The organism is Arthrobacter sp. P1_B11, assembly GCF_056406715.1.
The window spans coordinates 1-23554 of sequence record NZ_JBFTZQ010000032.1 but is presented as its reverse complement, the minus strand read 5'-3'; the positions used below and the strand labels follow the sequence as shown (position 1 = coordinate 23554).

Annotated in this window: 26 protein-coding genes; 15 read left to right on the top strand and 11 right to left on the bottom strand. The window is 67.3% G+C overall.

Annotation, left to right across the window (positions count from 1 at the left end; all coding sequences use genetic code 11):
• The first annotated feature begins 41 nt into the window (after positions 1-41).
• On the top strand, positions 42-875 hold the full coding sequence (locus AC1D14_RS19510) for a TIGR04086 family membrane protein (RefSeq protein WP_476882332.1): 834 nt from the start codon (positions 42-44) through the stop codon (positions 873-875).
• 9 nt (positions 876-884) lie between these two features.
• On the opposite strand, the gene AC1D14_RS19505 is transcribed toward AC1D14_RS19510, so the two are convergent.
• Positions 885-1292 carry a YchJ family protein gene (locus tag AC1D14_RS19505; protein WP_230120286.1) on the bottom strand — a complete coding sequence of 136 codons (408 nt, stop codon included), beginning with the start codon at positions 1290-1292 and terminating at the stop codon, positions 885-887.
• A 208-nt stretch (positions 1293-1500) separates the two neighbouring features.
• Between AC1D14_RS19505 and AC1D14_RS19500 the strand changes: the two genes are divergently transcribed.
• The 6 genes from AC1D14_RS19500 to AC1D14_RS19475 all read left to right on the top strand — a co-directional run bounded on the left by AC1D14_RS19500 (position 1501) and on the right by AC1D14_RS19475 (position 6567).
• A complete protein-coding gene (locus tag AC1D14_RS19500) occupies positions 1501-2352 on the top strand; it encodes a hypothetical protein (protein WP_476882333.1) in 852 nt (283 codons plus the stop codon).
• 133 nt (positions 2353-2485) lie between these two features.
• Positions 2486-3490 (top strand): aldo/keto reductase family protein, encoded by a 1005-nt coding sequence (locus tag AC1D14_RS19495; protein ID WP_230120289.1) that lies wholly within the window; start codon positions 2486-2488, stop codon positions 3488-3490.
• A gap of 8 nt (positions 3491-3498) precedes the next feature.
• Complete coding sequence (locus AC1D14_RS19490; protein ID WP_476882334.1) at positions 3499-4350, top strand: SDR family oxidoreductase; 852 nt, start codon at positions 3499-3501, stop codon at positions 4348-4350.
• A gap of 137 nt (positions 4351-4487) precedes the next feature.
• Entirely contained in the window at positions 4488-5597 is a 1110-nt protein-coding gene (locus AC1D14_RS19485) for a sulfite oxidase (RefSeq protein WP_230120291.1), read from the top strand.
• 40 nt (positions 5598-5637) lie between these two features.
• A complete protein-coding gene (locus tag AC1D14_RS19480) occupies positions 5638-6081 on the top strand; it encodes a DUF1003 domain-containing protein (RefSeq protein WP_230120292.1) in 444 nt (147 codons plus the stop codon).
• Between the two features lie 99 nt (positions 6082-6180).
• Entirely contained in the window at positions 6181-6567 is a 387-nt protein-coding gene (locus AC1D14_RS19475; protein ID WP_230120293.1) for an RNA-binding S4 domain-containing protein, read from the top strand.
• Positions 6568-6656: 89 nt separating this feature from the next.
• Here AC1D14_RS19475 and AC1D14_RS19470 read toward each other — a convergent pair whose 3' ends face one another.
• From AC1D14_RS19470 to AC1D14_RS19455, 4 genes are read right to left on the bottom strand one after another with little or no spacing between them, the layout of a single operon-like run.
• Positions 6657-7307 carry a dihydrofolate reductase family protein gene (locus AC1D14_RS19470; protein WP_230120294.1) on the bottom strand — a complete coding sequence of 217 codons (651 nt, stop codon included), beginning with the start codon at positions 7305-7307 and terminating at the stop codon, positions 6657-6659.
• Positions 7304-8884, bottom strand: coding sequence for a DUF4389 domain-containing protein (locus tag AC1D14_RS19465; protein WP_476882335.1), 1581 nt, complete (start codon positions 8882-8884; stop codon positions 7304-7306). Before AC1D14_RS19465 ends, AC1D14_RS19470 begins: the two co-directional genes overlap by 4 nt.
• A gap of 37 nt (positions 8885-8921) precedes the next feature.
• Complete coding sequence (locus AC1D14_RS19460; protein ID WP_476882336.1) at positions 8922-9368, bottom strand: flavodoxin family protein; 447 nt, start codon at positions 9366-9368, stop codon at positions 8922-8924.
• Positions 9365-9694, bottom strand: a complete 330-nt coding sequence (locus tag AC1D14_RS19455; RefSeq protein ID WP_476882337.1) for a hypothetical protein — start codon at positions 9692-9694, stop codon at positions 9365-9367. The genes AC1D14_RS19460 and AC1D14_RS19455 overlap by 4 nt, the downstream gene beginning before the upstream one ends.
• A gap of 330 nt (positions 9695-10024) precedes the next feature.
• Between AC1D14_RS19455 and AC1D14_RS19450 the strand changes: the two genes are divergently transcribed.
• Complete coding sequence (locus AC1D14_RS19450; protein WP_476969037.1) at positions 10025-11518, top strand: amidohydrolase; 1494 nt, start codon at positions 10025-10027, stop codon at positions 11516-11518.
• On the opposite strand, the gene AC1D14_RS19445 is transcribed toward AC1D14_RS19450, so the two are convergent.
• Together AC1D14_RS19445 and AC1D14_RS19440 are read right to left on the bottom strand one after the other, a co-directional pair.
• A complete protein-coding gene (locus tag AC1D14_RS19445; protein WP_230120304.1) occupies positions 11515-12024 on the bottom strand; it encodes a hypothetical protein in 510 nt (169 codons plus the stop codon). The genes AC1D14_RS19450 and AC1D14_RS19445 overlap by 4 nt on opposite strands.
• Before the next feature lie 57 nt (positions 12025-12081).
• On the bottom strand, positions 12082-13425 hold the full coding sequence (locus tag AC1D14_RS19440) for a serine hydrolase (RefSeq protein ID WP_476882340.1): 1344 nt from the start codon (positions 13423-13425) through the stop codon (positions 12082-12084).
• A 203-nt stretch (positions 13426-13628) separates the two neighbouring features.
• On the opposite strand from AC1D14_RS19440, the gene AC1D14_RS19435 reads away from it, so the two are divergent.
• The gene (locus AC1D14_RS19435; protein ID WP_230120308.1) at positions 13629-14246 is read left to right on the top strand and encodes a uracil-DNA glycosylase family protein; all 618 of its coding nucleotides are present in this window, start codon (positions 13629-13631) and stop codon (positions 14244-14246) included.
• Between the two features lie 94 nt (positions 14247-14340).
• Here the strand turns inward: AC1D14_RS19435 and AC1D14_RS19430 are convergent, their stop codons facing one another.
• From AC1D14_RS19430 to AC1D14_RS19415, 4 genes are read right to left on the bottom strand one after another with little or no spacing between them, the layout of a single operon-like run.
• A complete protein-coding gene (locus AC1D14_RS19430; protein WP_476882341.1) occupies positions 14341-15381 on the bottom strand; it encodes a CU044_5270 family protein in 1041 nt (346 codons plus the stop codon).
• Positions 15347-15943, bottom strand: coding sequence for an RNA polymerase sigma factor (locus AC1D14_RS19425; RefSeq protein ID WP_230120311.1), 597 nt, complete (start codon positions 15941-15943; stop codon positions 15347-15349). Before AC1D14_RS19425 ends, AC1D14_RS19430 begins: the two co-directional genes overlap by 35 nt.
• 58 nt (positions 15944-16001) lie before the next feature.
• The gene (locus AC1D14_RS19420) at positions 16002-17246 is read right to left on the bottom strand and encodes a type II toxin-antitoxin system HipA family toxin (RefSeq protein WP_476882342.1); all 1245 of its coding nucleotides are present in this window, start codon (positions 17244-17246) and stop codon (positions 16002-16004) included.
• Positions 17243-17539, bottom strand: a complete 297-nt coding sequence (locus AC1D14_RS19415; protein WP_230120315.1) for a helix-turn-helix transcriptional regulator — start codon at positions 17537-17539, stop codon at positions 17243-17245. Before AC1D14_RS19415 ends, AC1D14_RS19420 begins: the two co-directional genes overlap by 4 nt.
• A gap of 218 nt (positions 17540-17757) precedes the next feature.
• Between AC1D14_RS19415 and AC1D14_RS19410 the strand changes: the two genes are divergently transcribed.
• From AC1D14_RS19410 to AC1D14_RS19385, 6 genes are all read left to right on the top strand, one after another.
• Entirely contained in the window at positions 17758-18501 is a 744-nt protein-coding gene (locus AC1D14_RS19410) for a phosphatase PAP2 family protein (protein ID WP_230120319.1), read from the top strand.
• Positions 18502-18568: 67 nt separating this feature from the next.
• Positions 18569-19240 carry a response regulator transcription factor gene (locus AC1D14_RS19405; RefSeq protein WP_476882343.1) on the top strand — a complete coding sequence of 224 codons (672 nt, stop codon included), beginning with the start codon at positions 18569-18571 and terminating at the stop codon, positions 19238-19240.
• Positions 19237-20208 carry a sensor histidine kinase gene (locus tag AC1D14_RS19400; protein ID WP_476882344.1) on the top strand — a complete coding sequence of 324 codons (972 nt, stop codon included), beginning with the start codon at positions 19237-19239 and terminating at the stop codon, positions 20206-20208. The genes AC1D14_RS19405 and AC1D14_RS19400 overlap by 4 nt, the downstream gene beginning before the upstream one ends.
• A gap of 71 nt (positions 20209-20279) precedes the next feature.
• Complete coding sequence (locus tag AC1D14_RS19395; RefSeq protein WP_230120323.1) at positions 20280-20996, top strand: FadR/GntR family transcriptional regulator; 717 nt, start codon at positions 20280-20282, stop codon at positions 20994-20996.
• A gap of 33 nt (positions 20997-21029) precedes the next feature.
• Complete coding sequence (locus AC1D14_RS19390) at positions 21030-22130, top strand: asparaginase (RefSeq protein WP_476882345.1); 1101 nt, start codon at positions 21030-21032, stop codon at positions 22128-22130.
• Between the two features lie 9 nt (positions 22131-22139).
• The coding region (locus tag AC1D14_RS19385) for an aspartate ammonia-lyase (RefSeq protein WP_476969036.1) at positions 22140-23554 on the top strand (1415 nt) is incomplete at its 3' end.

Sequence of the window (23554 nt, the reverse complement as noted above, 5' to 3'; positions counted from 1 at the left end):
TAGATCTGAGCCCGGTCCGTTCAATGAAAGCGAGACGTTCAATGAGCAGCCCCATAAGTTCCGAGGACAGGCGCCCCCGCCGCACCCAATCCCAACCCAGCACCGACGACACCCCGGTTTACGACGCCACGCAATCAGGCGACACGGACGCATGGAGCACGGACGAGCGCGAGGGCGGCCGGAGGGACACCGACACGCGGGCCATGAACACCCAGGCGCCCTACGCTGAGCGCGACTACACACAGGAGGCGCACACCAGCGCGGTCCCGCGTACCGATCCCGGGATGGCGTCGCGGGAGATCGCCGTGGCCCGTGAAAAGGAGGCCTTCGGCGGTATCCAGGTGGGCTCGGCGTTCTTCGGCTGGCTGGCCGCTACGGGCATGGCCGTCCTGCTGACCGCCCTGGTGGCGGCCGCCGGGACAGCCGTCGGCCTCGCCACGAACACTGATGTGAACGCGGCTGTCGGACAGGCGACGACGAATCAGACAGTGGGCGTCGTGGGCATCATTATGCTGCTGGTCATCCTGTTCGTCTCCTACTACAGCGGCGGCTATGTCGCCGGCCGGATGGCGCGCTTCAACGGGGCCAAGCAGGGCTTCATGGTGTGGATCTGGGCCCTGATCGCCGCCGTGATCGTGGCCGTGCTGGGCCTGATCGCCGGGGAGCGGTTCAATATCCTCGCACAGTTGAACAGCTTCCCGAGGATTCCCATTAACGAAGGCCAGCTCAACACCACGAGCATCATCGCCGCCGTTGTGGTGGCTGCGGTGGCCCTGGTGGGCGCCGTGCTGGGCGGGATGACCGGCATGCACTTCCACCGCAAGGTGGACCGCGCCGGCTTCACGCCCACCGCGGACTACGATGACCGCCATTAAGGGCTGCGATCAGGCCTGGTGCAGAACGACGGCGTCCAAGTAGTACCAGCGCCGGTCCACCCTTAGAAAGCGGCTCGTTTCGTGGTGGACGCCGCGTTCGCCGTCCTGCCTGAAGTGCGCCCTGAATTCCACCGTGCCCTGGGTGTCCAGCGGGCCGCCGCGGCTCGTGGACACGACGTCCAGCCGGCGCCACTCAAGGCCAGGATCGAGCTCCAGCTCCGAGGGCCGCGTGTCCGGATGCCAGGTTTTGAGCAGATAACCGGCATCGAGGAGGACGAACGCGCTGTAGCGGGAACGCATCAGCTGTTCTGCCGTTGCGGCTTCAGCGGATCCGCGGTGGAAACGGCCGCAGCAGTCCGCGTACTGCTCTCCGGAGAGGCACGGGCAGTTACCGGCAAAGGGCTCTGGCTGGGTCACGGCATCCCCTGGAAAATGTGGTGTTTACTTGCTAATTCCGACTATATGCCTGCCGGGAGGGGCGCATCCGATAACAGGTTCGAAACAACACCGGCGGGGCCTTGTCATGCGGGCATGTCGGCAGTAAATAGTCCGTATGGTGGTTAGGGGCTGTTTCCGGTTGTGGCTGTCGCGGGATGCGGCAGCCGCGGGCTGTTAGGAGGGTGAAGTGGGAGATCCGACAACGATTGCACTGAACCTGACATTTTTTGGCACGGTGTTTGTGGCCTTTGTCATGTTCATTGGGCTCTTCATTATTTTCACGGCCATGCTGCTGATCGCCGGGACCGGCCGCCTCACCGCCCTGATCGTCATGGCCCTGTTCGGCAGGTTCCCCAAAACCGACACCATCGAGCTGGTGCGGCTGTCCGCGGACGGCCAGATCGCCCGGAGTGTGCCCGTCGCAGAGTCCGCCAACAGCCACCCCGCCGAGGATCGGCCGGGAAAGGCCCGGCCCGCAAAGCCCCGGCTGCCCAAGACGCAAAGCACTTCCCGCCCGGTTCGCGCGCCGCGCCCTCCCATCGACTGGAAGAAACTGCTGACCCGCGCCGGACTCGAAGAGGCGCTGCGCACCGCCGTCGTTCATCACCCCCTGGTGACAGCAGCGTGCCCGGTACCGCCGGTCCTCGCGAAGGACTGGGCGGACGCCGTTGCCGCGGCGGATGCCCGTGCCGTGGCGCGGGCCCGCGCGGCGGCTCCCACGATCGATGTCCCGGTCCGCGACGTTCCCGTCACGGGCACCGGCGAAATCGTGAAAGTTGCGCCGCTGGTGGAATCCGCCCTGCACCATGGCGCCCGCGCACCGCTCACCCAGGTCCCGCCGCCGCCGTCCCACGCGCCCGGCGAAAACGGCAGCGGAAACGGAGCAAAGAGCCCGCAGCCGGCGCAGCCATCGACCGCGAAGTCCGCCCAGCCGGCAAGGCCCGCCAAGAAGCCTGCCAACGCCGGCCACATGGCCATCCTGGATACCGGGTCCATGGTCTCGCTGTCGCAGCACACCGAATCACGCATCCGGTCCTGACACCGCGGGGGACGGCAGCGCAGGGGACCCCCCGTGCCAGCTAACCCCGCGGCAGCCCTGCGGGTGACACGGCCGGCGGATGATCGGCCTGTATCCCTTACCCTGAGCAACCATCTCCGCTAGCGTGAAACCCATGGAATTCAGATACCTCGGAAACAGCGGCTTCAAGATCTCGGAAATCACGTTCGGCAACTGGCTGACGCACGGCTCCCAGGTGGAGAACGACGTCGCCACCCAATGCGTGCGGGCAGCGCTGGACGCCGGCATCAGCACCTTTGACACCGCCGACGTCTACGCCAACACCGCCGCGGAGACCGTCCTCGGCGAAGCACTCAAGGGCGAACGGCGCCAGTCCCTCGAAATTTTCACCAAGGTCTTCGGTCCCACCGGGCCCAAGGGCAAGAACGATCTCGGCCTGTCCCGCAAGCACATCATGGAGTCGATAGACGGCTCGCTCAGCAGGCTGCAGACGGACTACGTGGACCTGTACCAGGCACACCGCTACGACGTCGAGACACCGCTGGAAGAGACCATGCAGGCGTTCGCGGACATCGTGCGGCAGGGCAAAGCGCTGTACATCGGCGTCAGCGAATGGACCGCGGAGCAGCTCAGGAACGGGCACGCGCTGGCGAAGGAACTCGGCTTCCAGCTGATCTCCAACCAGCCGCAATACTCCATGCTCTGGCGGGTCATCGAGGAAGAGGTGGTCCCGGCGTCGGAGGAACTGGGCGTCTCCCAGATCGTGTGGTCCCCCATGGCGCAGGGCGTGCTGAGCGGCAAGTACCTGCCCGGCCAGCCGCTGCCGGAGGGCAGCCGCGCCACGGATGAAAAGGGCGGCGCCAAGATGATCCAGCGCTGGATGCGCGACGACGTCCTCACCGGCGTGCAGGAGCTCAAGCCGATCGCCGACGAAGCCGGGCTGACCATGCCGCAGTTGGCGGTGGCCTGGGTGCTGCAGAACCCGAACGTGGCGTCCGCCATTATTGGCGCCTCGCGGCCCGAGCAGATCGCGGACACTGTGGCTGCATCGGGAGTCACGCTTGAGGCGGACATCATGAAGAAGATCGACGCCGCGATCGGTTCACTCGCCGAGCGTGATCCTTCCCAGACGAAGTCCCCCGAAACGCGCGAAGGCTAGGAGGGGCCATGACAGATCTCCCTGACCTTGCCGTGACCGGCTCCACCGGCGTGCTCGGAGGGATGGTGGCGCGCCAGCTTGCGGATGCCGGCTTCTCCCAGCGCCTGCTGGTGCGCGACGCCGGCCGCGCACCGGAGCTGCAGGACGCACCGTCCGCCGTGGTCAGCTACGCGGATCCGGTGCTTGCACGTTCCGCCCTTGACGGCGTGAAGACGCTGTTCATGGTTTCCGCGGCCGAGGCCGAGGACCGGCTGCAGCAGCACTACACGTTCGTGGACGCCGCTGCCGCGGCCGGGGTGCAGCACATTGTCTACACCTCGTTCTTCGGTGCGGCGCCGGACGCGTCCTTCACCCTGGCGCGGGACCACTACGCCACGGAGGAGCGGATCCGGACGTCCGGCATGGCCTTCACGTTCCTGCGGGACAACTTCTACCTGGACTTCCTGCCGATGCTGGCCGGGGAGGACGGCGTGGTCCGGGGGCCCGCCGGGGACGGCGTCATGGCTGCCGTGGCCCGGGAAGACATTGCCCGGAGCGCAGTGGCGGTGCTGCGGGACCCCGCGGTGCATGCGGGCTTCACCTACAACCTCACCGGGCCGGAGGACATCTCGCTGGCCCGCGCGGCCGAAGTGCTTTCCAACGCCACGGGAAGGACCGTCACGTACCACAATGAAACGCTCGAGGAGGCGTACTCCTCGCGGGCTTCCTACGGCGCTCCGGCGTGGCAGGTCAAGGCCTGGGTGAGCACGTACACGGCGATCGCGAACCGGGAGCTGGCCGGGCCGACGTCGGATGTGCACGGCCTGACGGGGCAGGACCCCATCGGGCTCGCGGAGTTCGTGAAGCTGCCGCAGATTTAGCTGGCCGGCTCGCGCGGCTAATCAGGCGCTGACGGTCCTGGGATTGACGGTCCCGGGATTGACGGTCCTGGGGGCGCGGCGTAAACCTGTGAAGTGGGGGGACGCCCGTCCGCAGAACCGAGCAGAATCGCAATGCCATGTCCAAGCTGATCTACAGACGCCGTCAGTCCGCCCGGCCGGCTCCGCATGCTGGGGAACCCACCTATGGTCCGCTCACCGCAGAGGAACTGCAGCTCGCGGTGCGAAACCACTCAATGCCGCTGGAGGCGCTCCGGGAGGACATCACGCCGCCCGGACTGCATTATGTTCTGACGCATTTCGATATCCCGCACATCGACGCCGGGTCCTGGCATTTGCGGATCGGCGGCGCCGTGGAGCGGTCGCTGGAACTGAGCCTGGCCGCACTGAAGAAGGACCCGGCCATCAGCGTCCCTGTGACGCTGGAGTGTGCCGGCAACGGGCGCTCACTCCTGAAACCGAGGCCGCTGAGCCAGCCGTGGACGCTCGAAGCAGTGGGCACCGCGGTGTGGACGGGGGTTCCGCTGGCTTACCTGCTGGCGCAGGCCCGCGTGGAGCCCGAAGCCGTTGAGATCGTGTTCACCGGGTTGGACGAGGGAATCCAGGGCGGCGTCCGGCAGCAGTACGCGCGGAGCCTGCCGATCGCGGAGGCGCTCCGGGCCGACGTCGTGCTTGCCTACAAGATGAACGGCAGCGAGCTCCCGCCGCAGCACGGCTATCCGCTGCGGCTGGTGGTTCCCGGTTGGTACGGCATGACGAGCGTCAAGTGGCTGCAGTCCATCCAGGTGGTGACCGTGCCGTTCCACGGCTTCCAGCAGTCGGTCGCGTACCGCTACCAGCACACCGCGGACGACGCCGGCGCGCCGGTTTCGCGGATCAGGATCCGTTCGCTGATGCTTCCGCCGGGCATTCCGGACTTCTATACACGCCGGCGCATCCTTTCCCGCGGCCCGGTGATGCTGCGCGGCCGGGCCTGGTCCGGTGAAGGCGCCGTGACGGGTGTGGACGTCGGTATCGACGGCAAGTGGGCGCCCGCGCAGCTGGAGAAGGCCGCCGGCGCTTTTGCATGGCGCGGCTGGAGCTTCCCGTGGGTCGCCGATCCCGGCGAGCATGAGCTGGCCTGCCGGGCCACGGACGCAACCGGCGCCGTCCAGCCGCTCGAGCAGCACTGGAACTACCAGGGCATGGGCAACAACGTGGTCCAGCGGGTAAAGGTCAGGGTGGAGTAGCCGGGACGCTGGCACTCCGCTCCGCCCGTACTCTGGGCACATGAGCAAGCAACCAACAACGTGGCACGAAGAGCATAAGGCCCAGTTAAGCCGGGGGCAACGCGCGGCCGACGTCATGCGGAACGGCATGGGCAGCTGGCCGTTTGTGGGCGGCTTCATCGGGTTCATGATTGCCTGGGCATTGGTGAATTCCCTCGTCCTTGCGTCCAAGGCGTGGGATCCCTACCCGTACATCCTGCTGAACCTGTTCCTTTCCATGCTCGCCGGGCTGCAGGGCGCCATCCTGCTCATCGCCGCCAAACGCCAGGATGCCATCGCGGCGGTTATGGCCCAGCACGACTACGACACCGATGTGCAGGCCGAAGCCGAGATCGAGCGGCTGACGGCCATCAACAACCAGCAGCTGGAGATCCTCCACGAGCTGCGCCAGCTTCTTCGCGACCGCGGTGACGCGGCGCAGCGGGAGGGTGGTCACTCCCAGTAGTTCCCGCCGGGCGTGCCCTTTTGATAGATCACCCGTCATGTTATTCGGCGGCCGGGCTGCAGAGGGTCGGAATGGGGGCCGCTATACTCGGCAGCAGTCATGAGCAGCCTTCCTTCAGCACCCGCCACGGTCCGCATTGATGCCTGGCTGTGGGCCATCCGTGCCTACAAGACACGCTCCGCGGCCACTGCTGCATGCCGCGCCGGACACGTCCGGCTCAACGGAAACCCGGCCAAGGCGTCGCATTCGCTGGTCCCGGGCGACACCGTCCGCGTCCGCCAGCCGGGATATGAGCGCATCCTTGAGGTGCGCCGGCTCATCGCCAAGCGCGTCGGCGCGGAGGCGGCCTCGCACTGCTTCACCGACCACACGCCCCCGCGGCCCGCGGCCCCGGCTCTCGGCCTCCCACAGCGTGACCGCGGAACCGGGCGGCCCACCAAGAAGGACCGCCGCGAGATGGAGCGCCTCAAGGGTTCCGGCGGCTAAATGCAACGCGGGGTCACATAACGCCCAATCGGCCGTCGATATTGGGCCGTATCTGACCCCGCGTTGCTCTATTTCGGCGAGGCGGCGGCTCAGTCCCGGACGCGCTCCCGCCCGTCCCGCACCTCGAACTCCCCCACGTCCAACTCTCCGGCGCCGAACGCCGTGGGCAGCAGGGTCAGGTGGACGGCGCCGGCAGCCGTCGCTTTGTGCCCGGCCAGGGTAAAGGCCGACGGCGCGGAGCCGGTGTCGAACAGGCGCTTGCCCTGCCCCAGCACCACCGGGAACACGAAGAGCCGGTACTCGTCCACCAGACCGGCGTTGTGCAGGGCTCGGGCCAAAACGTGGCTGCCGTGCACCTGAAGTTCACGACCGGGGCTGGATTTGAGGTCGTCGATGGCCTCGAGAATGTTGCCGGACAGAATCGTGGTGTTGTTCCATGTGGCTTCGCTGAGGGTGTTTGAGACCACGTACTTGGGCAGGCCGTTGAGCGCGGCCGCCACTGCGTTATCCGGGTCCGAGACCTGTTCCCAATAGGGTTGGAACAGCTGGTATGTGGTGCGGCCCAAGAGGATGGCGTCGGCCTCGGCGAACCAGCCGTCCACGATCCTGCCCATGTCCTCGTCCGCGTGCGGGACAAGCCAGCCGCCAAGTTCGAATCCGCCGCTGGCGTCCTCTTCCTTTCCGCCCGGGCCCTGCATGACTCCATCCAGGCTCAGGAACGTGTTGACAGTCAGTTTCATGGTTCACCTCTCGGGGGATTGCCGGGTTGGGTTCCGTAGAAATCGGCCGGACCCATGTCGAGGCGGAACGGCGGATACTCGTCCCGCATGAGTGCCACATAGGCGGCCACCCGGTACACCCAGCGGTTCAGGCCGAGCAACAGGTCAAACAGACTCCCGAGGTAGCTCCCGGTGAACAGCAGGATGACGCCGGCGATGAAGGCCAGGAGCGATATCAGAGCGACTCCGCCGCCAGACGAGTAGCGGGCGGCACCACCTGCAAAGTCGTCGTCGGACGCCGCCCAGGTGCGGGAGTTGCCCGCCAGCACGCCCACGATCAGCAGGTGCGGGATGGCCAGCAGCCATGACTTCACCAGGACCAGGCCGCGGGAGAGGTGTTCCGGATAGTCGACGTCGAAGTCGGCCGGATAGTCCGTGCGGGCCAAGGTGAAGGGCGGGTAGCGGTCCGTGCCGATCGCGGAGAAGGCGTAGAAAGACACCCGCCAGCTCCAGCGCAGCACGCCTACGTTGAAGTTGAACAGCGAACGCGGGTAGCGGGCGGTGAACAGGATGGCGAACCACGCCACGATGGTGGTGATGACCAGGGCGAACCAGAGGAAGAACAGCACGATGAGGTGCGGAATCGCAAGGAACCACTTGACCAGCCACATCCAGCGCGACAGCCCCGGATCGAGGTGCCCGCTCAGGCGGGCCGGGTATGGTGCGTTCGAAAACAGCCCGACGGCGGGTGGCGGCGGTGGTACGGCCGCCCCGCTGCCCGGGACGCCTCCGCCGTACGGAGTGCCGGCCCCATACGGGGGACCGGCACCATACTGGGGGCCAGCGGCTGCATTGGCGAGTGGAGCGGTGCCGCCGGGTCCAGCGGCGTGCGGTCCCGCCGTCGGATATTGCGGCGGCGGGCCGTGCCGTCCGAGACCCATGGCACCGGCGACGATCAGCGGGACGCCGACGGCCAGGAGCACGATGCCGGAGATCAGCAGTCCCACGAACAAGGGCCACAGCAGGTCCGAACGGATGCCGCCCTGCAGTTCGGCGGCGATGGGCGCGCTGGCGTCTGCATTCATCACCACGATTGCCCAGCTGCCGGGGCGAAGGTCCCACCTGAGTTCCTGGGTGCCGGCGCCAGTGGCAGAAGCCGTCCAGAAGGTCTGGACACTGGGGCGTGCAGGGGTGCGCGCGCCCGGAATTTCACGGTAAGCAACCCTGAAGGGCCTTGTTTCAAGGTCCCGGATTTCCGACCGTTTGACCCCCTCCAGATACCGCTCCATGTCCGGCTCCGGGGCGATGCCGATAAAGATTTCCTTGCCGGCTGTGCCTGACGCGCCGCGGATGAGGATGCTGCCGGCGCTGTCAGACGGGATGACATCGGGGAGACGTTGGCCCGCCATGATGTCCAGCCCGACGGATGTGATGGCGTTGGAGCTGGCCTCGAAGCGCTCCGTTGACGAGGTGAAGTAGCCCTCGTCGCGCTGCTGGAAGTTGAGCCATCCGACTCCCGCTGCGCCGGCGAGCAGCCCCAGGCCCAGAAGCGCCGAGAGCGTGCCCAGGACGAGCATCACGATGCGGCTTGGTTTCATGGCCGCGTTCCTTTCCTGATGAGTGGCCTACGGCGCACTACGGGTGCAAAGCCGCGAGGAGTTCCTTTGCCCAGGCGGTGGCCTTCTCAAGTTCTCCGGGGCGCAGCGGTCCCTCGCTGCCGCGGACGTAGAAGGGCATCGGCTTGGCAATGATGTGGGCACCGTCTGCCCGGAGCGTTTCCGTGATCTTCCGGGCCGCGTCGCCGTGGATGAAGAGCCGGATGCGGGTGTCGAACGCGGCGGCCCTAACGCCGTCGAGCTGTCCGTTGCCGAGCGCTGACAGCAGCTCGTTGATTTTCGGCGTCGGACGCCAGCCGTTGATCGGGCTCCCGACGACGAGGAGGTCGCCCAGAGCCAGGTCACCGGGGTTGAAGTCACCTACCGGCACGGCCTCGGCAGGAAGCGGATCCAGTGATGCCGCGATCGTCGTGGCGACCTCCTTCGTGTTGCCGTAGGCGGAGTCGTAGACAATGTGCGCCTTCATACTCTCTCCCGGCTCTTTGCTGCCGGCGGTGGATCCAGGATGCGCAAAGGGCAAAGCAGCCCTGAACTTCCGGCAGCGGCCGCCAGGCGGTTGAGCTGGGCTGGATCGTGAAGGGCCGTGACGGCATCCGACGCAGCGCGCGCATGGGTCAGGTCTATGACGATCTCCCGGCCGGGCAGGAGAGCGCTTGTCCGGCGGGCCACCACATATAGTGCCCTCAGGTTCGCGGCCGTCAGCGTGCCACGCACGTCGATGCGCGCCGATTCCATGTTGGCGTCGATGTGGACGTGGACTTTAAGCCGGTGCTGGGTGGAGGTTCTGTCCACCGCGGTCACGCCTCTCCGGCGGGGAGCGTGAGTCCGGCGGGCAGCGGCGGTGGCTGACGAATCTGTCCAGGGTCAATCTGCTTCTTCATGCGGCCGCGGCCTCCCCGTTTCCTGCTCCTGCGGGAAACGGCGGGTTCACGGTGCCATTCCCCAACACGTGGTGAGACCCGGTGACGCCAGCGACCACGGATCCTCCCCCGGACTTCTTTGTCAGAACCGCGTCACGTCCAGAATGCACCTTCAGGCGTGCGCTGTGAAGAGGGCTAAAGTCGCGGGCAGGAGGTCCTGCCCGGATTGTTGCCCGGGCATTCGGCCCATAACCTGTTTCCTATGCTCTTCGACCAAGAGGGACACCCACTGCCTGACATCATTCTGGCTTCCGTCAGGCAGCCGGGGGACCCTGCACTGTTGAACATCCACATCTCAGACGGCGCGGTCACCCGGCTCAGCCCTGCGGGCGAGCGGCCGCCCGCCGATGTCCCCGTGATTGACCTCGATGGCCGGCACGTCATTCCAGGGCTGTGGGACGAGCACGTGCACATGACGCAGTGGGCCCTGGCGGCCAACCGGATCGATCTTTCCCTGGCGGCGTCGGCGCGGGAGGCCGCGGGGGTGGTGCGCGCCCGGTTGGCGGACGCCGACCGGAGCCTGACTGTGGTGGGGGTCGGGTTCCGCGATGCGGTGTGGGAGGACGTCCCCAGCCGTGAAATGCTCGACGACGTCACTCACCGGGTGCCGACGGCACTGATCAGCCACGACCTCCACTGCGTGTGGCTGAACTCAGCCGCGGCTTCGAGATACGGCGTTGAGGTGGATGCCGGCGGCCTGCTACGCGAGGACGCTGCGTTCGCCCTGACCCGCGAGCTGGGACGTTTGCCTGATGAGGTTGTTGATTCGTGGGTCCGGACTGCTTCTCGGGAGGCCGCCGCACGGGGAATCGTGGGCGTGGTCGACTTCGAGATGACCTGGAACCGCGACGTCTGGCTGCGCCGGGTGGCAGGCGGCTTCGACTCGTTCAGGATCGACGCGGGCGTCTATCCGGATGACCTGGCCCGGGCGGTCGCCGCGGGCATGCGGACCGGGCAGGAGCCCGACGGCGGGGCAGGCCTTTTGCGCGTCGGCCCGCTGAAGGTGCTCATAGACGGATCCCTGAACACGCGCACCGCGTACTGCGTGGACCCGTATCCGCACGGCGGCCACGGGATGCTGACCGTCAGCGAAGCGGAGCTGCTGGCGCTGCTGGTCACGGCCCGGGAGTCCGGGTTCGTTCCGGCCGTCCATGCGATTGGCGACGGCGCAAACCAGGTGGCACTGGATGCTTTCGCCGCTGCCGGGATCCCGGGCCGGATTGAGCATGCCCAGTTTGTGCGGCACGAGGACTTTGCCCGCTTTGGCGAGCTGGGCCTGACCGCCAGCGTCCAGCCCGCGCATGCCCTGGACGACCGGGACGCCGCCGAGGCCAACTGGAGCGGGCGCACCGACCGGGCCTTCCCGCTGCGGTCCCTGCTCGAGGCCGGCGCGGTGCTGGCACTCGGCTCCGATGCGCCGGTGGCTGTACTTGATCCGTGGGTAGCGATGTCGGCCGCGACCACCCGGTCGCGTGTGGACGGGCGCGGACCGTGGCATCCGGAGCAGGGTCTCACTCGGCGGGAAGCGCTCATGGCTTCGACCCGGGGACGCGGCCTGATCCGGGTAGGGGACCCTGCGGACATCGCTGTGCTCGACGCCGATCCGCTGTCCGTGCCGGACGAGGTGTTCGCCGGGATGCCGGTCGCTGCGACACTGGTGGCGGGCAGGTTTACGCACCGCGGCTCCGGCGTTTAGACCCCTTTGGCCCGGGCCTGGACGAGGTTGGCGAAGGGGAGCCTGCCGAAGTGTTCGCGGAATTCGGCGTGGTACCTGGCTTCGGCGAGGTTCACCTCCTCTGCGGCCAGCTCCTTCCACGCGATGAGCAGGGTCCGGGAGTCGGCGAGCTGCCAAATCAGTCGACCGTCCCAGTGCCCGGGCGGCTTGCCCTTTCCGAAGTCCACGAACTCCTGGATCTGCCTGCGGAGGCCGCGGTTTCCCTTGCTTCCGGGGCCGGCCTTACCCAGGTAAATAACGTCCGCGTCCTCGACCCATTCGGCGTGGAGCGCTTCCGCCCGGAGCGACGGGTCCTTCTTCTTGAACACCCCGGCGGTGCTCTTGGCCAGGAACCGCGGCTCGAAGCCCTCGGGGCGGAGCACTGCGAAGATCCCGGGCCGCTGCGGAATCCGGTTGATTTCGAGGTCCCTGACAGGCCGGAATCCGGTGAACCCGTCGTCCTTCAGCGTTTGTTTGGAGATAGGCAATGGGTTCCTTGGATCGGGGCGGTCATTCCCTTGAAGCTTACGAAAGTACTCCGGCCCTCACTCGCGGGTGAAGGTGCCGAGCCCCGTCTGGTCGTAGAAGTCGAGCCTGACGCTGGCTGCCGTGCCGCCCGCCCCTTCGGTGAAGATTGCGCCTGCCAGGCCGTTGCCATTCTCTCCAATGGATTCAAAGCTGAACGTATCGCCGTCGAAGTGGGTGAGCCTGAACGTTGTGGCCTTGGCAGCCGGGCCCATTTTCAGGGCAAGTCCGCGGCCATCCTCGGCGACAGCCAGTGCCCCGTAGTAGGAATTGGCGTAGCTGCCGGTGTAGAAAGTGCTGGTCCGCGCTGGTTGGGTGTGCTCTGGTGCCTTGGAGTAGTCCGTCTTCGGCTTCTCCGCCTCATCGATCTGCCGGAACGCCCGGGCGGTAAAACCAAGCCAGTCGACGGTCGGCGCACCGTTCTGAGCCGCGTCCAAGAAGCCCGCGCTGATGGCTTCCGGGATTCCCTGGGGACGTCCGTTGGTGAGGACCACGATGCCAAGCTGCTCACCCGGAAGCATGGAGACGGCGGTCGCTGCTCCAAGGTTGAAGGCTCCGGAGTGCCCCAACAGGAGCCGGGCATGGTCGTCGTAGGAGACATTCCAGCCGAGGCCGTAAAAGCGTGTGCGGGCTCCCGGCGTGGCGGGCAGCCCTGAGACGGCGTGTGGAACGTGGGTGACGCCAAGGGCCTCCGGCTCGATGATCTGCTTTCCCTCATAGCTGCCGTTGGCGAGCTGCAGACGGGGCCAGCGGGCAAGGTCCCGGATTGCGCCCGCGGTGTAGCCGAAGTTGCTGTAGTTGTAGCTGGCCCGGAATGAGTCCAGCGGCTGCTGGTCGAGGTGGCTGAGGATATAGGACCCGTCGGCTCCGGCCGCCACTGTGGAGGCAAGCGGTTTGGACACCGACGCCAGCTGGAAGACCGTGTCGGCGTCGACCTGCTCCGTCTTCCCCGCCGCCCGCACGCCGAAACCCTTGGCGTACACGGACTGGTCCCGGTAGACCACCGCCACGGCGATCCCGGGAACCCCAGTGCTCGCCATGGCGCTTTGGACCATCCCGTCGAGCTTGGCCAGTGCATCGCTGACCTTCTGCGGGTTGAGCAGCGGCTTGACCTGTGGTTCCGGCGCAGGGAGCAACGACGCCGGCGTGCTCGGGTCGCCGGGCTCGCCGGCGGGCCTGGCTGCGGCAGTGCAGGCGGACAGAAGCGGGGTCCCCGCAATTCCAGCGGCTCCGATCCCTATCAATTTCAGAAGCGACCGGCGGTCCGGGGATGCCGAACTGGTCCTGGTCACGGCGATCATCTCAAGTTCATGGGCACCAGGCTCGCCCCTCGCGCCGAGGAGGGCGGTCGCGCTGGCTTTCATCCTTCATGATGAACCTGTGCCGGCGCCGGAGAAAGATCCAATGCCCAGGTAGCACCACCCATCCGCCCATTTCGAGGACTGAACAGCCGGAAGACGCCGGTCCGCAGCCACGACTGTGAACTCCCCCGCGCACCCAAACCGGCAAAAGCGTACAGTGGAACAAGACGCCTGATTCTGGACGCCTTGCTGCTGAGGGAGAGATCGTGACGATTGACTGGGACGAAAAAAAGGCCCTGCTACAGGAACCGAACATTGCGGCGGTAACGCAGCTGTGCGACGAACTCATGGAAAAGAAGCCGGGATCCACCGTCCCCTACATTGACCCCATCCATGACGAGGACGAGTGCCGCATCGTCAGCCTCCACGTCAGCCCGGGCAAGGGCACCGAGTCCGGATTCGTGTCCCACTTCAACGACGATGAAGCCGCCCGCCGGGCCACCCAGATCTACGAGCTCGCGGAACTCGACCCTCGCTACGTCATGCCGTGGAACGCCTACCCCTGGGTTCGGGATCCTGACCTTCCGTCGGCCCTGAATGTCCAGGAGAAAACGGACGGCCTGCGCCCCTTCCGCCAGTTCCTGAAAATCAATAAACGCGTCTCGGCCGTCATCGCCCACGGCACCGACGCCTCGACCTTCCTGACCCTCTTCGAGAAGACCTACCACTCCTCACTGAAGAACAACGGCATCAAAATCTACAAGGCCAGCGCGCTCGGCGGGCGGGCCTTTGCTGTTTCCGAGGCCAAGCAGGAGGAGCTCCTCACCAAGAGCGTGGACATCTACAAGGACGCCATGCAGCGGGCGGGCATCCAGCACCTGTAGTTCCGCCACATCCGACAAATTACAGGCCAATGGGCGCCGGGAGGGATATCCCAGCGCCCATTTTCCCGTCGTAGGAGTCTACGGCCGTAGGCGTTTAAGGTGCCGCGTTGACCACTGTGGTCCGAACGGACGTCCACGACGTGGCGGTCCCGGCAGGAAAGTCTGGGGTGGCCTTGAGCAGGACGTCCCGTTCTCCGATCATTAGACCGGTGGCCGGATCGATGATGATGTCTCGCCTGCTTCTGCCGTCCGGTCCTACAATGCCAATGGCGACGCCGGTTTTTCCGTCGAGGGTGGCTTGGCGGTCCACCATCGTGACGCCGGGGACGAGAGCCGCAGCCTTGTAGAGAGACGCCCGCAGGTCCGCAGGAATGATGCCCGTACGCAGGGTATCCGCAATGGTCACCAATGCCTCGGCTTCCGGTGAAACCCCTGCGCCCTTGGTGCGGGAGTAGATCAGGTCCAGGAGCGCTTTGGGATCGCGGGGAAGCTTGGCGGCTTCATCCAGCCGCATGCCGTTGATCACTGTCTGTTCTCCGCCGTAGAAAGCACCGCCCGGGGCGCGCAGGGTTTCGGCCCCGGCCCCCTTGGAGCCGGAAACTGATTCCTGCATCTTGGCCGCCGCCTTCTTGGCTGCGTCGCTGAAGAAAGTCCCCGGGACCCGGTCTTCCCGGGTCCACACCCATACGCCGGTGCGGTCCGCTGGGACGTAAACCTGGCCTCCTGTCCTTTCCAGCCAGGACAACTGGCTCCCGTCTGCAAACGCTTGGGTTGTGCCGTAAACGGCGTTGGTATCGATCTTCAGGTACTGCCCCGGTTTCACCACCGGGTCGGAGGTCTTGATCGTGGCCGTGGCAGCCCTGCTGAGGACTTCGGCGGCCTCGGCGGTGGCGCCTTTGTGCGCCCCGGGAATGATGACGTCGGCGGCGACCATGGCCCCGACGAGCAGCGCGGCGGCCGCGGAGGCCAAGACCGCCCGGCGGACAATCCTCCGCGGCCTCACCCCGCTGGTGGTGGCCCGGGCATCCGGCGCTCCGATTTTGGCCATGAGGGTATTCCGGCCCCGGGCAAGTGTGGCCTGGGGTGCCGAGCCAACATCGCTACGCATTGCGCGGAGCAGCTGCAAATCGTCCATGATCGTTCTCCGTATCTTCAAGTCGTTCCAGGCCCAGCGTGTCCCGCAGTGTTTTGCGGGCGCGGTTCAGACGGGACCTCACGGTGCCCACCGGCACGTCCATCGCCTGGGAGATTCCTTCGTATGTCAGGTCGGCCCAGGCGTAGAGCAGCAGGGTTTCCCGGTCTATGGCTGCCATGGATTTCAGCGTGCCGGCGATCCGGGCCGTCGCTACGGTGGCGTCAACCTGCGCCGCGATCCGGTCCGAACTGTCATCCACTCCCTCCCGGGGAGCGGACCTGGCCAGGGTCTTCAGGGTGCGCGCCTCGGCCCGGTGGTGCCGCCGCAGCAGATTGGTGGCGATGCCGAACAGCCAGGGCCTGGCGTCGTCCCGCCCGTGGTCGAAGGTGTCCAGCCGCTCGAAGGCGACCAGGAAGGTCTCGGACGTGACGTCGTCGGCCGCGAAGTCCCCCGCCCGCCTGGCCGCGTACCGGTAGATGACTGAGGCGTGTCTGTCGTACAGCTCCCCAAACGCTGCGGGGCTGTCGCGGGACCGCCTGATGATGTCGCTGTCTGTACTCACACTCTGTATTGCCCGCTGCCCGGGAAAGGGTTCACGGAACATATCCTCCGGCGCCGGCTCACCCTTCCAGCAGCCTCCGCCGGTGCTTCAGCTCCTTCACCCACGCCCGGGTGACCATGTCCGGAAAAGGCGAGCCGCCGCCGTCGTGCGTTGTCGCGAACGCAGTGCCCGCCTCCAGGTCTGCGAGCAGCGGGCCCGCTGCTTTCAGCGTCAGGTCCACCACCTGGACCGACGCACGCTCCGTCAGCCCCAGGGCCGCGGCCCAGCTTAGGAAATGCTTCCGGGAGATGCCGCTGCGCTTGCCGGCGAGCGTCAGGGCGAGTGTCTTGTCGCCGTAGACGACGGTGGAGGGGATGTCGTACACCGGCGCGACGGACCACTCCCCTGACGGCTGCTGCACCATGGACACATTCTTGGCGTGCAGGTCGCCGTTGCCGCTCAGCCACGCAAACGCGACCTGGATAGCCAGGTTCCGCAGCGCCGGCAGCGGCGCCGCGCAGTATTCCGCCAAGGCATGGCAGACCGTCCCGAACCCCACGTTGTACTTGTCCGCCGGGTACAGCTTGAGCACCTGGGCACCGTCCTCGACGGCGAGGCGCTGCACCGCGTCCGATGCACCTGCCGCTCCGGGCCGTTCCGCCAGCGGCACCCGGTCGAATCGCTCCACAAGCAGGCCCGGGCGGCCTGCGACATCGCGCATCAGCTGCACGCGGCTCAACGGAATCCGCAGCTTGGCCGCGTAGCGGAACATGATGAACTCGTTCTCCACCACGTGCGGGAACTCGGGCGCATTGAGCTTGAGGATGAACCGCCGGCCGGCGCTGGCCACGGGCATCGAAATCATCCCGGCAGACAGTTTGTCCTGCACGCCCGCGAGCGCCACGGGATCGATCAGCCCGGAATCGCCGAGCAGCTCGTCGAAGTCCACCGGCTTCCGCGGGTCCACCTCGACGGCATGTTCCTCGGGGTCCAGAGTCTCCCCGTGCCCCACGATCTGCACGTCGCCCACCGGGTTACCGCCCGCGGCGATGAGCAGCGACAGGTCATCGTCCGCGCTGGTCTTGATGGACCGGCGCAGCGCGTTGAGCCGGCGCCCCTCCGGCAGCAGCCCGGTGAAATAGGGCGGGGCGGCGCCTGCCGCGGACAGCACCGGCTCCGCGGAGAGCGGCAGGGAACTGGCGACGGCGGGACCGCCCGCCTGCAGGTACGCCGGCAGATAGGCGAACCTTGTGCCGCCCTCGTGCCGTTCCAGGCGCGCGGCCAGGATGCCCCGCTTGTAGATGTCCGCCACGCGGTGCCTCATGGCCGGGCGCTGCTTTCAGGTTCAGCTGCTCCAGAGGCGCCGTCCGACGCCGGCTGGCTCGCGAGGGCGCGTGCCGCCTCCCTCGACCGTGTGGCGAGCCGAAGCTCCAGGCCCAGTGTCTCCAGGACGGCCATCAGCGAGTCCAGCTGGACGCTCGGCTTGCCCTGCTCGACGAACCGGACAAACCGCTCGGAGACTCCCGCCATGTCCGCAAGGTCCTGCTGGCTGAGCCGCAGGACGGCCCTGCGCGCGCGGACTTCACCGGCAAGGTGATCGGGGAAGGATGTGGCCACAAATACCCTCTTAATAGGAACGAACGTGCCGAAATTTGCTCAGATTCAGTGTAAAACGCTTTTTGGGGCTCGGGCAACGGTATTTCGGCACGAACGTGCCGAAGGGGAATCCACACAGAATTCGGACCCATTCTATTTCTTAGAGATTTCTTGGCAGCCCGCTCCCACACTTGAATCAGGCACAGCACCACGCATGCCGAAAACGAAAGGGACAGCCTGTGACCAGGACAGAGCCGGCAACAGACAGTACGCCGGACCGCACCCGCATGGCAACGCTGCCACAGCTCCGCCACTGGATCGTGCTGCCGCTGGTCTTTGCTGCCCTGATCGTGGCCGCAGGGCTGACACTCGGCTCCGTCCCCGCCCTTACCGCTGCCGACCTGTCCGTGGATGCCGAACTCAGCCACGGCCACTCGCCCCCGCTGACCGCGATCGCCCTGTTCTTCAACGTCGTGTTCAGCCCGGTCGGCGGCGTGCTGATGATCGCCGCGCTGTGCCTGTTCCTGCTCTTCGCCCGCCGGAGCCCGGTGAACGCGGTGGCCACCGGGCTGGTGGCGTCCGCCGCGTGGGTCAGCAGCGAACTGTTCAAGCTGGTTGTCGCCCGGCATCGGCCGGATTCCGCCGCCCTCTTCGATCCCCTGACGCCCGAGCCCGGCACCGACAGCTTCCCCAGCGGGCACACCGCCTTGGCCGCGGCCCTCGCGATCGCCGTGTTCCTCCTGGCCCGCGGCACCCGCTGGCAGTGGCCAGCCCTGGTCGGCGGAGCCCTCGTGGCCGTCGCGGTGGCCCTGTCCCGCATCTATCTGGGCGTCCACTACCCAACTGACGTGGCGGCGTCGTTCCTGTCAGCCCTGACCGGGGCGTCGTTTATCACGGGGCTGTGGAACACTTACGGGCTGGCGGTCCTGTCCCGCATACCCCTCCTGGCCCGGCTGGGCCCCGTTCCCGCAGCGAGCGCGTGAGCACCGCCTCCGCGCGGGCCGCCGCATCCTGTTGGCACAATCCCCCGTGTTGGCAGAATGGTGCGTAATGGACGCCAACCGAAAGAAGCGCGTGCTGCTGGTCGAGGATGACCGGCAGCTCGGCCCCCTCATCGCCGAGCTCATCGGTGACGATTTCAACGTGACCCTCGCACGGGACGGGCAGGAGGGCCTGCACCTCGGCCTGACGCAGGAGTGGGACGCCCTGGTGGTGGACCGCGGACTCCCGCTGCTCGACGGCGCCGCGCTCGTCGCAGCGCTGCGCGGCAAGGGCGTCAGCACTCCGGTGCTGATCCTCACCGCCCTGGGCACCGTGCAGGACAAGGTGGACGGGCTGGACGCCGGGGCCAATGACTACCTGGTCAAGCCGTTCGACGCCGCAGAGCTCGCCGCCCGCCTCCGCGCCCTGACCCGCACCTACGAGGCTCCGCTGCGGTCCCTGCCGCTCGGCGACTGGACGTACGACGCCGATGCCCGGCTCCTGCTCTCGCCTTACGGCGACCGCGTGTCCCTTTCCCCCAGGGAGGGGTCGCTGCTCGAAGTGCTGGCCACCGAACCGGAGCGGGTCTTCTCCCGCACCGAGCTCCTCGGCAAGGTGTTCACGGAAGGTGACCAGCCCGGCGCCGTCGACACTTACGTCCATTACCTCCGCCGGAAGGCAGGCCGGGACATCGTCCGCACGGTCCACGGCACGGGCTACCAGCTGGGAGAGCCGTCATGAACCCGTCCGATGCCGACCGGCTTATCCTGCGCACGGCTGCCCGCAAGGTCAGCACGCAGATCGCGCTCGTGTGCGCGGCGTGCGTCGCCGTCGTCATCCTGGCGCTCGTGCTGTTCGCGGTCTACCGGTCACAGCCGGCCGAGCTCGCCCAACACCCTGCCGGCGCCGGCAGGATCTACATCGACGAAGCCGACGGACTGCTGGCGCTGATCTTTGGCGGCGTCCTGGGCGTGGTGCTTGCGGCAGCCGCCGGACTGGTCAGCGCGAGGAGCGCCGTGAGGCCGCTCGGCGAAGCCCTTGCGGTGCAACGGCGCTTCGTCCAGGATGCAAGCCACGAACTGCGCACGCCGCTGGCCATCCTGGACGCACGGCTGCAGCTTGCCCAGCGCAAGGCCGGTCCGGACAGCCCCGCGGCGACCACGCTTGCCCGACTCCGCGAGGACAGCGCCGGTCTCGCCGAACTGGTGGACGACCTGCTGCTGTTGTCCGCGCCCGCCTCCATCGAGGCCACCGAGCCCGTGGACGCGGCCACGGTCGTTGCGGCAGTGACGGACGACCTCCAGCTCCTCGCCGGCGCCGCGGGCATTGAGCTGGCCTGCTCAGCAGCCGGCCCGGCAGGCGTGCGCATTCCGCCGCATTTGCTGCGGAGGATGGTCACCGCACTGGTGGAGAACGCCATTTCCCACACCCCCGATTCGGGCCGTATCAGCGTGGTCGTGACTGCCACCGGCCGCATGATCAGGATCAGCGTCCGGGACACCGGCCCGGGCATCACGGACATCGAACCGGACCGAGTGTTCGAACGGTTTGCGCGCGGGAGGCCGGCAGACCATGAGGCGGCGCGGCATAGCTACGGAATCGGGCTGGCACTGGTCAAGGACGCGGCCATGCGCCACGGCGGCGACGTGACCGTGAAGGAAACCGGCCCCAGCGGAACGGTGCTGAGCCTCGAGCTTCCGGCTTCGTAATCCAGGCGGCCGGCGGCAGCCGCCCAATTCACAGTTGACAGTCCGGTGTGACCCGTGCCATATTTTTAAGCGTGAACCTGTCAGACAGCCGGACAGCCGGACAGCAAAGCGGAGGAAACACCTCCCCCCTTGCCCGCCTCAGCGCCGCCGAGGCTGTCTTCAACGCCATCCGCGGCGACATCGAGGGCGGCAGGGTGGGCGTGGGCGCCAAGCTCAACTCCGAGGCGGCCCTGGCCCAGCAGTACGGCGTGAGCCGATCGGTGATCCGTGAGGCCCTCCGCTCCTGCACCGCCCTCGGCCTGACCATGACGCGCACAGGCCGGGGCACGTTTGTCGTGGCCGACCACGTAGCCAACGACCTCGTCCTCGGCCAGTTCTCCGCCCGCGACCTCACCGAGGCCCGGCCGCATATCGAAGTCCCCGCCGCGGGCCTCGCCGCCGAACGGAGGACAGCCGAAGACCTCGACATCCTCCGCGCCATGGTCACCTCCATGGCCGTGGAGACCGATCCCGAAGCCTGGGTGGCGCTCGATTCCGGCTACCACGCCGCCATCGCCCGAGCCAGCGGCAACAAGGTCTTCGAAAGCGTGGTGGCCGACATCCGCGATGCCCTGGCCCACCAGTCCGAAACCCTGAACCTGGTGACCGACCGCCAGCACGCCTCCAACGAAGAGCACCAGCGCATCCTCGACGCCATCGAAGCCGGCTCCGCCTCAGACGCCAGCGCCGCCATGAGCGAGCACCTCCGCGCCGTCGGCGAGGCCCTCGACTCCATCCTCAACCAGTAACCGCCAGCAACAATCCAACAGCCCAAGGACTCCATGCCCTCCCCTGCCATGCCGGCAAGCCCCCAGATTCCCGCGCCCGCCGCAGCTGCCCCCTGGGCAACCGCGCCCCATGCGTCTAAAAGGCTGCCCCGGCACGAACCGCTGGCCTTCCAGACCCGCGACGGACTTGTCGAAAGCATCCATTACGGCTCGCTCATCGCCACCGCGCCTGGCGGCAGGACCCTTCTTTCCGCCGGTGACCCGCTGGCGGCTTTCTACCCGCGGTCCTCGCTCAAGCCGCTGCAGGCAGTGGCCATGGTCCGCGCCGGGCTTGATCTCCCCGGCGATCTTCTGGCCCTTGCCGCCGCAAGCCACTCCGGCGGCGCCAGGCACCGCGACGGCACCAGCCGGATCCTGCAGCTCCACGGGCTCACGGCCGCCGCGCTGGAAAACACCACCGACCTCCCGTACGGCGTGGGCGAACGCGAGGAGTGGCTCCGCGAGGGCGGCCAGGCCACCCAGATCGCCCAGAACTGCTCGGGCAAGCACGCCGCCATGGCGGCCACGTGCGTCATCAACGGCTGGCCGGTGGAGGGTTACCTCGACCCCGGGCACCCGCTGCAGAAGATCGTGGCGGAAACCGTGACGGAGCTGACCGGCGAAGAACCGTCCGGGATCAGCACGGACGGCTGCGGCACGCCGCTGTTCGCCCTGACCCTCGCCGGCATGGCGCGCGCCTTCGGCCGTCTCGCGTCCGCAGAACTGCCGGACGGTGCGTCCGCCCCCGAGAGCCCGGAAGCCGCCGTCGCGCATGCCATGCGGCACTACCCGGAGATGGTGGCAGGCGAAGGCCGGGACGTCACCGAGCTCATGCGCCTCGTGCCGGGGCTCCTGGCCAAGGACGGTTTTGAGGGCGTCCAGCTCGTGGGACTGCCGGACGGCCGCGGCATTGCAGTCAAGATTTCCGACGGCGGCGACCGCGCCCGCATGCCTGTCACCGTCCGCGCACTGGAAGCGCTCGACGTCGACACGTCACCGCTGGCGGGCATCGCGACCAGCGCAGTGCTGGGCGGCGGCCGGCCCGTGGGTCTGCTTCAGGCCGCCGATTTTCACTCCACAGCTCCCGCAATTTCCCCAGCCAACGACGCCTTCTAAGGATTGCAAGTGACCATCACCAATACCGCTCCGGACGTCCGTTCCGAGCATGATCTCCTGGGCGACCGGGACGTTCCGGCCGCCGCGTACTGGGGTGTGCACACGCTCCGGGCCGTGGAGAACTTCCCCATCACCGGCCAGCCGCTGTCCACGAACATGCACCTGGTCCGCGGCTTGGCCGCCGTGAAACTCGCCGCCGCCCGCACCAACCTCGAACTCGGGCTCCTGGACCCCGAGCGCGCCGCCGCGATCGAAGCCGCCTGCACCGACGTGCTCAACGGGCTCCTGAACGACCAGTTCGTCGTCGACGTCATCCAGGGCGGCGCCGGGACCTCCTCGAACATGAACGCCAACGAGGTCATCGCCAACCGCGCCCTGGAAATCCTCGGCCACCCCAAGGGCGACTACGCCCGGCTGCACCCCAACGACCACGTAAACCTCTCCCAGTCCACCAACGACGTCTACCCCACCGCCGTCAAGCTCGGCACCATCTTCGCCGCCCGCGAACTCCTCGCCGCCCTGGCCGAACTCGAAGACGCATTCGCGGCCAAAGCCGCCGAGTTCCGCACCGTCGTGAAAATGGGCCGCACCCAGCTCCAGGACGCCGTGCCCATGACCCTGGGCCAGGAATTCGGCACCTACGCCGTCACCATCGGCGAAGACCGGCTCCGCCTCGCCGAAGCGGACCTGCTCATCCACGAAATCAACCTCGGCGCCACCGCCATCGGCACCGGCCTGAACGCCCCGCCCGGCTACGCCGAAACCGCCTGCCGGCACCTGGCCGACATCACCGGCCTGCCGCTGGTCACCGCCGTGGACCTGATCGAGGCCACCCAGGACGTCGGCGCGTTCGTGCACCTCTCCGGCGTCCTCAAACGCGTGGCCGTGAAACTCTCCAAGATCTGCAACGACCTGCGCCTGCTCTCCTCCGGCCCCCGCGCCGGGTTCGGCGAAATCAACCTCCCGGCCGTGCAGTCCGGATCCTCCATCATGCCCGGCAAGATCAACCCGGTGATCCCGGAAGTCGTCAGCCAGGTMGCCTACGAAGTCATCGGCAACGACGTCACCATCACCATGGCCGCCGAAGCCGGACAGCTCCAGCTCAACGCCTTCGAACCCGTCATCGTCCACAGCCTCCACAAGAGCATCTCCCACCTCGAAGCCGCCTGCCGCACCCTCACCGCACGCTGCGTCCGGGGCATCACCGCGAACACCGAACACCTCCGCCTCACCGTGGAACAATCCATCGGCCTGGTCACCGCCCTGAACCCCCACCTGGGCTACGCCACCGCCACCGCCATCGCCCAGGAAGCCCTCGCCACCGGCAAGGGCGTGGCCGAACTCGTCCTCGAACACGGCCTCCTCACCGCCGACCAACTCCAGGAACTCCTCAGCCCCGAACGCCTCGCCAACCTCAGCAAATA

Coding starts and splice junctions, on each gene's coding strand:
- AC1D14_RS19440 (WP_476882340.1), bottom strand. CDS start 13,425: ATGAAAGCCAGCGCGACCGCCCTCCTCGGCGCGAGGGGCGAGCCTGGT.
- AC1D14_RS19400 (WP_476882344.1), top strand. CDS start 19,237: ATGAACCCGTCCGATGCCGACCGGCTTATCCTGCGCACGGCTGCCCGC.
- AC1D14_RS19465 (WP_476882335.1), bottom strand. CDS start 8,884: ATGAAACCAAGCCGCATCGTGATGCTCGTCCTGGGCACGCTCTCGGCG.
- AC1D14_RS19495 (WP_230120289.1), top strand. CDS start 2,486: ATGGAATTCAGATACCTCGGAAACAGCGGCTTCAAGATCTCGGAAATC.
- AC1D14_RS19510 (WP_476882332.1), top strand. CDS start 42: ATGAGCAGCCCCATAAGTTCCGAGGACAGGCGCCCCCGCCGCACCCAA.
- AC1D14_RS19430 (WP_476882341.1), bottom strand. CDS start 15,381: ATGGACGATTTGCAGCTGCTCCGCGCAATGCGTAGCGATGTTGGCTCG.
- AC1D14_RS19490 (WP_476882334.1), top strand. CDS start 3,499: ATGACAGATCTCCCTGACCTTGCCGTGACCGGCTCCACCGGCGTGCTC.
- AC1D14_RS19420 (WP_476882342.1), bottom strand. CDS start 17,246: ATGAGGCACCGCGTGGCGGACATCTACAAGCGGGGCATCCTGGCCGCG.
- AC1D14_RS19475 (WP_230120293.1), top strand. CDS start 6,181: ATGAGCAGCCTTCCTTCAGCACCCGCCACGGTCCGCATTGATGCCTGG.
- AC1D14_RS19450 (WP_476969037.1), top strand. CDS start 10,025: ATGCTCTTCGACCAAGAGGGACACCCACTGCCTGACATCATTCTGGCT.
- AC1D14_RS19485 (WP_230120291.1), top strand. CDS start 4,488: ATGTCCAAGCTGATCTACAGACGCCGTCAGTCCGCCCGGCCGGCTCCG.
- AC1D14_RS19480 (WP_230120292.1), top strand. CDS start 5,638: ATGAGCAAGCAACCAACAACGTGGCACGAAGAGCATAAGGCCCAGTTA.
- AC1D14_RS19470 (WP_230120294.1), bottom strand. CDS start 7,307: ATGAAACTGACTGTCAACACGTTCCTGAGCCTGGATGGAGTCATGCAG.
- AC1D14_RS19390 (WP_476882345.1), top strand. CDS start 21,030: ATGCCCTCCCCTGCCATGCCGGCAAGCCCCCAGATTCCCGCGCCCGCC.
- AC1D14_RS19460 (WP_476882336.1), bottom strand. CDS start 9,368: ATGAAGGCGCACATTGTCTACGACTCCGCCTACGGCAACACGAAGGAG.
- AC1D14_RS19405 (WP_476882343.1), top strand. CDS start 18,569: ATGGACGCCAACCGAAAGAAGCGCGTGCTGCTGGTCGAGGATGACCGG.